The organism is Reyranella sp. (assembly GCF_030651995.1).
Taxonomy (GTDB): domain Bacteria; phylum Pseudomonadota; class Alphaproteobacteria; order Reyranellales; family Reyranellaceae; genus Reyranella.
Genome location: NZ_JAUSBN010000092.1, coordinates 1 through 8,440, shown reverse-complemented (window position 1 = coordinate 8,440; position 8,440 = coordinate 1). Strand labels below are relative to the sequence as shown.

Genomic DNA, 8,440 nt, shown 5'->3' with positions numbered 1-8,440 from the left:
CTGCAGCTCGCCGACGCCAACATCGTGCGCGCCATCCAGCTCGTCTCGACCGAGCGCGGCCGCGATCCGCGCGACTATGCGCTGGTGCCGTTCGGCGGCGCGGGCCCGCTGCATGCCGCGCGCATCGCCGAGGAGCTCGGCATCTCGACCATCGTCGTGCCGCCCAATGCCGGCGTGATCTCGGCCTACGGGCTGGTCGCCTCGGACTACACCAAGTTCGATGCCGTCACGCGCAAGATGAAGCTCGACGACGCGGCGGCCCGCGAGGCCGGCCAGCTCTTCGCCGCGATGCGCGAGCGGCTTGCCGCACAGTTCGCCGAGATGAAGCTGCCGGGCGAGCTCGACTACACCCACACGCTCGACATGCGCTTCGTCGGCCAGGCCTTCGAGGTCGGCGTCGAGATTCCGGCCGATCGTCTTGGCTCCCTCGACGCGGCCTATCTCGCCGGCCTGTTCGCCGACGCCCATCACCGCACCTTCATGCACGGCGCCACGCTCGACCGTCCCGTCGAGATCGTGACCCTGCGCGTCGGCGCCACGCTCCCCATCGGCGGCGCGCCGAAGCTCGACCGCGAGAAGCTCGCCGCCCGCGCGCCCGAGCAGGCGAAGATCTTCCACGGCGAGGCCTGGCTCGACTGTGAGCGACACACCGCCGAAGCGCTGGCCGCGGGCCAGCAGATCGTCGGCCCGGCCGTCATCGAGGGCTACACCGCCACGACCTGGGTGCCGCCGGGCTGGACCGCCGGGCTCGACGAAGCGGACAATCTGATCCTCCGGAGATCGCCATGAGCCAGCTCGGTCCGATCGACTATGCCGTCATCAGCCAGGCGCTGATCGCAGCCGCCCGCGAGATGGGCGTGAAGCTGATCCGCTCCGCCTACTCGACCATCCTGCGCGAGGCGCGCGACGGCTCGGCCGGCCTGATGGACCGCGACGGCAACACGGTGGCGCAGGCCGAGCTGATCCCGATGCAGCTCGGCCCGATCGGCGAGACCCTGCGCGCCTGCCTGCGCCGCCATCCCGTCGAGACGCTGAAGGAAGGCGACTTCCTGATCAACAACGACCCGTTCGAGGGCGGCCAGCACATCCCCGACGTCTTCATCTTCACGCCGATCTTCGTCGCCGGAAGAGTCGTGGGCTTCGGCGCCTCGGTGGCCCACCATCTCGACCTCGGCGGCGGCGCCCCGGGCCTCAACATCCATGCCTCGGACGTCTACCAGGAAGGGCTGCGCTTCCCGCCCTCGCGCTACAGTTTCGAGCACGACTGGAACGGCGGTTCGTTCGAGCGCCTGGTGACGGCCAACGTGCGCGTACCCGACCTCACCATCGGCGACTTCAACGCCCAGTTCGCCGCCAACGCGATCGGCGTGATGCGGGTGAAGCAGCTCTGCGAGCGCTACGGCACCGACAAGGTCGAGGCGGCGATGCGCGAGATGCAGGATTACTCCGAGCGCCGCGTGCGCGCCGCCATCGCCCAGGCCCCCAAGGGCACCTTCTACGGCGAGGACGCGGTCGACGACGATGGGCTCACCGACGAGCCGCTGGTGGTGAAGGCCAAGGTCACCATCTCGGACGATTCGGTCGAGATCGATTTCGAGGGCACCTGCGCGCAGGTGAAGCGCAACCTCAACTGCCCCTATTCCAGCACCCTGTCGGCGGCACTCTCCTGCGTGAAGTCGGTGCTGACCAGTCCCGACATTCCCTACAACGAGGGTATGGCGCGACCGATCACCATCAAGGTGCCCTACGGCTCGCTGCTCAATCCGCGGCCGCCGGCACCGGTGCGGGCGCGCATGATCCCGGCCTATCGCGTCTTCAACGCGGTGATGAAGGCGATGGCCCAGGCGCTGCCCGACAAGGTGATCGCCACCGGCTTCGACTGCACGACCGCGTTCTGCCTCTCGCATCTCGGCGAGAAGGGCTACAGCGTCTATCTTGAGATCTTCGGCGGCGGCTACGGCGCCTCGCGCGACGCCGATGGCTGCGACGCCGTGGATTCTCCGCTCAGCAACTGCTCCAACGCACCGGTCGAATCGCTCGACATCGACTACGAATTCTTCCGCATCGTCGGCTACGAGCTGGCGCCCGATTCGTTCGGCCTGGGCGCCCGACGCGGCGGCGCAGGCTTCACGCGGCGCTGCGAGATCCTGCGCGACGACGTGCAGCTCGCCATCTACTCCGACCGCTTCCGCCTCGCGCCCGAAGGCCTTTTAGGCGGCGAGCCCGGCCAGCGCGGTTCCTGCCGCGTCTTCCGCGCCAACGGCACCGTCGAGGAGCTGAAGAGCAAGGCTGCGCTCGACCTCGGCAAGGGCGACATCGTCGAAATGTTCGTAGGCGGCGGCGCGGGCTTCGGCCGTGTCGTCGAGCGTCCCGACGCGATGATCGAGCGCGACCTGGCCGACGGCCTCCTCACGCGCGATCCGCGCAGCGCAAGGAAGCTGGCGGCGGAGTAAGGGTCCCTCGCTACGCTCGGGATGACAAACTTGTTGGGGCGCACGTCGTGCACCAAAGCAAAATTGTCATCCCGAGCGCAGCGAGGGACCTTTCCCTTACAGCGCCCCGACCGACTTCAGGTAGAGATCGCTCGCTTCCTTCGTGATCTTGCCGGCCTTGCCGTCGGCGATCGGGCGGCCGTCGACCTTCGTCACCGGCGTGACGCCGCCGAGCGTTCCCGTCACGAAGGCCTCGTCGGCGGAGTAGACTTGGGCGAGCGTGAAGTCGCATTCCTTGGCGACGTTGCCGGCCGCGCGCCAGGCGTCGATCACGTTCTGCTGGGTGATGCCCTTGAAGCTGTAGAGGCTGGTCGAGGTCCAGAGTTCGCGGCCGCGTACGATGAAGAAGTTGGTCGAGTTGCACGAGGCCACGAAGCCGCGCGGGTCGAGCATCAGCGCCTCGTCGGCGCCGGCCTTGATGGCCTGGATCAGCGCCTGGATGAGGTTGAGCCGCGAGTGCGAGTTGAGGCGCAGGTCGAACTGGTCGGGGTTGGTCGTACGGAAGGTCGAGGTGAAGAGCGCGTAGCCCTTTGCCTTGGCCTCGGGGATCGGCGTCTTGTATTCGGCGACGCAGACGATCGTGGCCTTGCCGATCACGAAGCGCGGATCCTGGTTGGGGGTCTTCTTGAGGCCGCGCGTGATCATCAGGCGAATGTGAGCGCCGTCGGTCATGCCGTTCTTCGCCAGCGTGTCGGTCACGACCCTGGTGACGCCGGCACGGTCGAGGCCGATGTCGAGATCGATCGAGCGCGCGCCCTCGAACAGGCGATCGAGATGGGCGTCGAGGCTGATCAGCCGGCCCTTCACGAGGCGCAAGCCCTCCCACACGCCGTCGCCCAGCACGAAGCCGGAATCGAACACCGAGACGCTGGCCTCGTTGCGGGGCATGAACGCGCCGTTCACGTAGACCAGCACCTGGTCGTTGCGCGCATCGGCCAGATAGGCCTGGGCGCTCGCCTGTTCCGTCGTCATGGCAGTTTCCCTAGAAGCTGAATTGCTTGTGGCTGGCGAGGAAGGCGCGCGTGCGCTCCTTCTTCGGGTTCTTGAGGACCTCGTCCGGCGTGCCCTGCTCGTGGATGGCGCCGTCGGCGAGGAAGATGATCCGCGTCGCGACGTGGTAGGCGAAGCCCAGCTCGTGCGTCACCAAGAGCATCGTCCGGCCCTCCTCGGCGAGCGCCAGGATCACGGCCAGCACCTCGCCGACCAGCTCGGGATCGAGCGCCGAGGTCGGCTCGTCGAACAGCAGCATCTCGGGGTCCATGGCGAGCGCCCGCGCGATGGCGACGCGCTGCTTCTGGCCGCCCGAGAGATGCGCCGGGTAGGTGTCCGCCTTCTCGGCGAGTCCGACGCGCGCCAATTCCTTCCGCGCCCGCGCCTCGGCCTCGGGCTTGGCCATGCCGCGCACGGTGCGCAGCCCTTCCATCACGTTGCCGATCGCCGTCATGTGCGGGAACAGATTGAACTGCTGGAACACCATGCCGACCCGCTGGCGCACCTGAATCAGCTCGCTTTCGCGATAGATCCGCTCAGCCGTCCGGCCCTCGCGGCCCAGCACCTCGCCGTCGAGCGCGATCGTGCCGCCGCCCGGACGTTCCATGAAGTTGAGGCAGCGCAGCAAGGTGCTCTTGCCCGAGCCCGAGGCGCCCAGGATGGCGATGCGCTCGCCGCGCGCCACCTCGAGATCGATGCCGCGCAGCACGTCGGTGGCGCCGAAGCGCTTGGTGAGGCCGGTGACTTTCAGGATCGTCATTCGTCCCGCCTCAGCCGTCGTTCGAGGAAGTAGCTGAACTGGACCAGCGGCCACAGGAAGACGAAGAAGATCACGGCCACCGCGGTATAGGCCTCGATCGGATTGTAGTTGAGCGAGGCGATCAGCTTGCCCTGCTGCAGCAGCTCGACATAGGCCACGGCCGAGGCGAGCGTCGACATCTTGAAGATCTCGATGGCGCGGTTGGTCAGCGCCGGCAGCATGCGCTTCAGCGCCTGCGGCAGGATGATGCGCCGCATCGCCTGGCCCCAGCGCATGCCGAGCGCCCGCGCGCCGTCCCACTGGCCGGTCTCGATCGACTGGATGCCGCCGCGATAGATCTCGGCCGAGAAGGCCGCGGAGTTGAGCGAGATGCCCAGCGAGGCGGCGACGAGCGGGCTGATCTGGAAGGGCAGCAGGATCGGCAGCGCGAAATAGAACCACAGGATCTGCACGAGCACCGGCGTGTTGCGGAAGAACTCGACGAAGACCGTGGCGGGGATGTGGAGCCAGCGGTTGCGCGAATAGCGTCCCAGCCCGACCAGCAACCCGAGACTCAGCCCCAGCACAAGGCAGATCGCGAAGATGCGCAGGGTGCCGGCGGCGCCGACCAGCAGCGCGTCGGTGTTGTCGAAGACGGAGGCGAAGTCCCAGCGCATCAGTGGACCGTCGACTCTCCGCTGCGCGCCAGCCGCAGCTCGACCAGGCGCGCAACCTGGCTCGCGAGGAAGATCACGACGAAGTAGATCAGCGCCACGACGGTGTAGGTCTCGAGTGGGCGGAAGGTCTTCTGCGAGACCTCGTTAGCCGCGAACAGCAGGTCGGCGTAGGAAATGGTGGCGATCAGCGTCGTCGTCTTCATGAGCTCGATGGCGCGCTCCATGAACGCCGGGATCATGCGCTTCACCGCCTGCGGCAGGATGATGCGGCGCATCGCCTGGTCATGGCGCATGCCGATCGCCCGCGCACCGTCCCACTGGCCGCGCTCGATCGACTGGATGCCGGCGCGGAACACCTCGGCGAAGAACGAAGCCGACTGGATCGAGAAGGTGACGGCGCCGGCCACGAACGGCGTCATCTCGATGCCGACCAGGATGGGCAGGGCGAAGAAGAACCAGAAGAGCTGGACCAGCGGCGGCGTCGTTCGGAACACCTCGATGACGAAGCCGGCGGGCCACGACAGGAAGCGCCGCGGCGACAGTCGCAGCAGCGCCAGCCCCAGTCCGAGCACGACGCCGAAGACCAGCGCCGTGCCCGTGATCTTGAGCGTGTTCAGCAGGCCCTCCGCCAACAACGGTGCGTTGGCGAGGACCGGCGAGAAGTCCCACTGATAGGCCAAGTGGCCAGGCCGCCTACTTGATCATCTCTTTCATGACCGGCGGCGCCATCTTGGGGTCGAGGCCGAAGTCGGCGAGCGCCTGCTCGTACCACTTCTGCGTCTGGCCGCTCTTGTAATAGGCGGCGAACTGCTTATCGACCCACTCTGTGAAGGCGGCATCGCCCTTGCGCAGCGCCGCGCTCGAGGGCTGCGACTCGGCGGGCAGCGGCACCACGATCTTGCCCTTGCCGAGCCGCTGGCGGGCGGCGAGCAGCGGCGGATGGAAGAGCAGTACGGCGTCGACACGGCCCGACTGGAAGGCGGCGATCGCCTCGGCATTGCCGGGGAAGCGCTGGATGTCGGCCTTGGGCGTATGCTGCGTCGCCCAGCGGTCCATGGTCGAGGCCTGCGGCACGGCGATTCGCATGCCCTGCTTGTTGAGGTCTTCCCAGGTCTTCGCATTCAGGTCGTCACGCGCCAGAACGGCGAGCGAGTACCAGAGAAGCGGCGTCTCCGGGAAATTGGCGGCCTGCTTCCGCTCCGCCGTGGCATCGAGCATGAACATGATGTCGATCTTGTCGCCCTGGAGCGCGGCGATCGCATTGCCCCAGGTCACCTCGACCGGCTCGAACTTCACGCCCAGCGTCTGCGCCATCGCCTTGCCCATCTCGACGCCGAGACCCGACGCCCATTGCCCGGTCTTGGGATCCTTCGAGTACCAGGGCGGCGCCTGGGTGACGCCGACGCGCAGCACACCGCGCTTCTTCACCTCGTCGAGCGTGCCCTCGGCGCGCGCGGCGAAGGGTATGGCCAGCGCGGCGGCACTCGCGGCCGCGACGGCGAACAACGAACGTCGATTGATGGTCATGAATTGGCTCTCCTTTTTGGCTTCCCAGACAAATCCGGCCTCGTGCGCAGAAACTTCTCGGTGGTTTCCATGCCGCGACGCATGTGATCGGCGATCTCGGCCTTCATCGCCTCGAAGTCCGTGCCGAAGGCCGCCTTGATGTAGCTGTCATGGCTGTCGCGCTTCGGACCACGGCGACCATGTGCGCGATGATGCGCCGCCCAGTAGAGTTGCAGCCGGCCGCGCAGGCCGTGCCAAGCGCGCTGCAGCAGTCGGTGGCCGCTCGCCTCGTAGACGAGGCCGTGAAATTCGAGTTCGGTCAGGATGCTGGCGCGATCGTCGCCGGCATCGATGGTGGCGATCAGCGCCTCGTTGCGGCGCCTGAGCTCGGCACGGAATCGATCGTCGCGGCGCGGCCAGACCTGCTCGAAAGCGAAGGTCTCCAGCACGGTGCGCAGCGAATAGATCTCCTGGACGTCCTCGACCGAGAGCTCAGCGACCCGCGTGCCGGTATAGGGCACGGTCACGACCAGCCCTTCCTCGATCAGCTGACGCAGCGCCTCGCGCAGCGGTCCGCGGCTGACGTCGAAGCGCTCCGACAGCGCTGTCTCGACCAGCGGCGCGCCGGGCGGAATGTCGCCCGCCAGGATCGCGAGCCGCAGCCGCTCGACGATATGCGCGCGCAAGGTCGCCTTCGGCACGCGCTCCAGATGCGCGCCCACGTTCCGTCGCGTCGAGACTTCGGAAAAAGGCAACTCCATACCTCTTCAATCTGATCGTCGATTGTCGACAATGTCAGGTGGAAAACCGCCGCACAAGCAGTGCGGCGGCATTTCGATCAGTACGTCTTGTACCCCAGGAACTTGCCCGACATGGCGATCTTCACCCGGTCGCCCTTCTGGTCCGGCTGGCGCTCCATGGTCATGTCGAAGTCGATGGCGCTCATGATGCCGTCGCCGAACTCCTCCTCGATCAGCTCCTTCCAGGTCGTGCCGTAGACCTGGACCAGCTCGTAGAAGCGGTAGATCAGCGGATCGGTCGGCGGGACTTCAGCCCGCTTCATTGCCGTCTCCCGCTGCCGCTCGAGGCCTCCTCACGTCTTGGCGCCGGCGCGCCTGGAGGGCCGAAAGGCAAGCGGTGCGCCAGTCTCTCACGACGTGCAAAAATCGCGGACAATTCGGTGCTGGGCGCCATGTCTGCTCAACTTTTCAGCAGATTCTCCCGACTCGTTCTGCGGAATCGCCGGATTCGAATCTTAACGTTGGGGATTAAATTCATGGAATCCCTGACTCTTTCCCCGTTTTACACGGGCATTTCTTATTGCGCCGTTAGCCATCCTTTGGCAGGCTACAGCTAGTGGGTTGTTGGGTACCCACCACGATATGTCGACCAGCCGCCTCAAGAATGGCTCCTGATGGGCCGCACGGCGGAAATGGTTGGGGAGCGGGTCGATGGCGTTATCGCGACATGAGCGAACCAGACGGAAAGCCGACCTCAACCCGCTCGAGATGATCGAGAGGGTTGTTGCCGCCAACGATTGGCCGTTCGACCGGACCTCGGACCGGGAGATCGCCGTCGAAGTCGCCGGCCGCTGGTGCGACTACCGCATGTTCTTCAGCTGGCGCGACGATGTCGAGGCGCTGCATTTCACCTGCGCCTACGACGTCCGCATCCCGGTCGAGCGGCACAGCGACATCCACTGCCTGCTCGGCCTGATCAACGAGAAGATGTGGCTGGGTCACTTCGATCTGTGGAGCGAAGAAGGCCTGCCGATGTTCCGCCATGCCATCCCGCTGCGCGGGACCAACGGCCTGATGGCGGAGCAGCTGAACGACCTCGTCGAGGTGGCGATCACCGAGAGCGAGCGCTTCTATCCCGCCTTTCAGTACGTCGTCTGGGCCGGCAAGAGCCCCGCCGACGCGTTGACCGCCTCGATCCTGGAGACGGTCGGCGAAGCCTGAGCCGACAAGGACCTTCCGACGCCCCCTCTCGCTAAAAAACCAATAAACCTGTTCGGAATGTCCCCAGCGGCGCCG

9 protein-coding genes and 1 pseudogene are annotated in these 8,440 nt (G+C 66.5%); 3 read left to right on the top strand and 7 right to left on the bottom strand.

What is annotated here, in order from left to right:
* Both Q7V45_RS26985 and Q7V45_RS26980 read left to right on the top strand, forming a co-directional pair.
* On the top strand, positions 1–789 hold a 789-nt coding region (locus Q7V45_RS26985; RefSeq protein WP_304857701.1), incomplete at its 5' end, for a hydantoinase/oxoprolinase family protein.
* Entirely contained in the window at positions 786–2,453 is a 1,668-nt protein-coding gene (locus Q7V45_RS26980; protein WP_304857699.1) for a hydantoinase B/oxoprolinase family protein, read from the top strand. The genes Q7V45_RS26985 and Q7V45_RS26980, both read left to right, overlap by 4 nt.
* Before the next feature lie 96 nt (positions 2,454–2,549).
* On the opposite strand, the gene Q7V45_RS26975 is transcribed toward Q7V45_RS26980, so the two are convergent.
* The 7 genes and pseudogenes from Q7V45_RS26975 to Q7V45_RS26945 all read right to left on the bottom strand — a co-directional run.
* On the bottom strand, positions 2,550–3,464 hold the full coding sequence (locus Q7V45_RS26975; protein WP_304857697.1) for an aminotransferase class IV: 915 nt from the start codon (positions 3,462–3,464) through the stop codon (positions 2,550–2,552).
* Between the two features lie 10 nt (positions 3,465–3,474).
* Entirely contained in the window at positions 3,475–4,242 is a 768-nt protein-coding gene (locus tag Q7V45_RS26970; protein ID WP_304857695.1) for an amino acid ABC transporter ATP-binding protein, read from the bottom strand.
* Complete coding sequence (locus tag Q7V45_RS26965; protein ID WP_304857694.1) at positions 4,239–4,898, bottom strand: amino acid ABC transporter permease; 660 nt, start codon at positions 4,896–4,898, stop codon at positions 4,239–4,241. Before Q7V45_RS26965 ends, Q7V45_RS26970 begins: the two co-directional genes overlap by 4 nt.
* Positions 4,898–5,578, bottom strand: a complete 681-nt coding sequence (locus Q7V45_RS26960) for an amino acid ABC transporter permease (protein WP_304857692.1) — start codon at positions 5,576–5,578, stop codon at positions 4,898–4,900. The genes Q7V45_RS26965 and Q7V45_RS26960 overlap by 1 nt, the downstream gene beginning before the upstream one ends.
* A gap of 13 nt (positions 5,579–5,591) precedes the next feature.
* Positions 5,592–6,425 carry a transporter substrate-binding domain-containing protein gene (locus tag Q7V45_RS26955; RefSeq protein WP_304857690.1) on the bottom strand — a complete coding sequence of 278 codons (834 nt, stop codon included), beginning with the start codon at positions 6,423–6,425 and terminating at the stop codon, positions 5,592–5,594.
* A complete protein-coding gene (locus Q7V45_RS26950; protein WP_304857688.1) occupies positions 6,422–7,126 on the bottom strand; it encodes a GntR family transcriptional regulator in 705 nt (234 codons plus the stop codon). Before Q7V45_RS26950 ends, Q7V45_RS26955 begins: the two co-directional genes overlap by 4 nt.
* Positions 7,127–7,242: 116 nt before the next feature.
* Positions 7,243–7,452 (bottom strand): annotated as a pseudogene (locus Q7V45_RS26945) (cyanase); the annotation flags it as partial.
* 403 nt (positions 7,453–7,855) lie between these two features.
* Here Q7V45_RS26945 and Q7V45_RS26940 point away from each other — a divergent pair.
* The gene (locus Q7V45_RS26940) at positions 7,856–8,365 is read left to right on the top strand and encodes a YbjN domain-containing protein (RefSeq protein ID WP_304857686.1); all 510 of its coding nucleotides are present in this window, start codon (positions 7,856–7,858) and stop codon (positions 8,363–8,365) included.
* Positions 8,366–8,440: the final 75 nt, after the last annotated feature.

What these genes read in the sequence shown, in the direction of transcription:
- Q7V45_RS26980 (WP_304857699.1), top strand. Translation starts at nt 786, where the DNA reads ATGAGCCAGCTCGGTCCGATCGACTATGCCGTCATCAGCCAGGCGCTG.
- Q7V45_RS26970 (WP_304857695.1), bottom strand. Translation starts at nt 4,242, where the DNA reads ATGACGATCCTGAAAGTCACCGGCCTCACCAAGCGCTTCGGCGCCACC.
- Q7V45_RS26955 (WP_304857690.1), bottom strand. Translation starts at nt 6,425, where the DNA reads ATGACCATCAATCGACGTTCGTTGTTCGCCGTCGCGGCCGCGAGTGCC.
- Q7V45_RS26975 (WP_304857697.1), bottom strand. Translation starts at nt 3,464, where the DNA reads ATGACGACGGAACAGGCGAGCGCCCAGGCCTATCTGGCCGATGCGCGC.
- Q7V45_RS26965 (WP_304857694.1), bottom strand. Translation starts at nt 4,898, where the DNA reads ATGCGCTGGGACTTCGCCTCCGTCTTCGACAACACCGACGCGCTGCTG.
- Q7V45_RS26940 (WP_304857686.1), top strand. Translation starts at nt 7,856, where the DNA reads ATGGCGTTATCGCGACATGAGCGAACCAGACGGAAAGCCGACCTCAAC.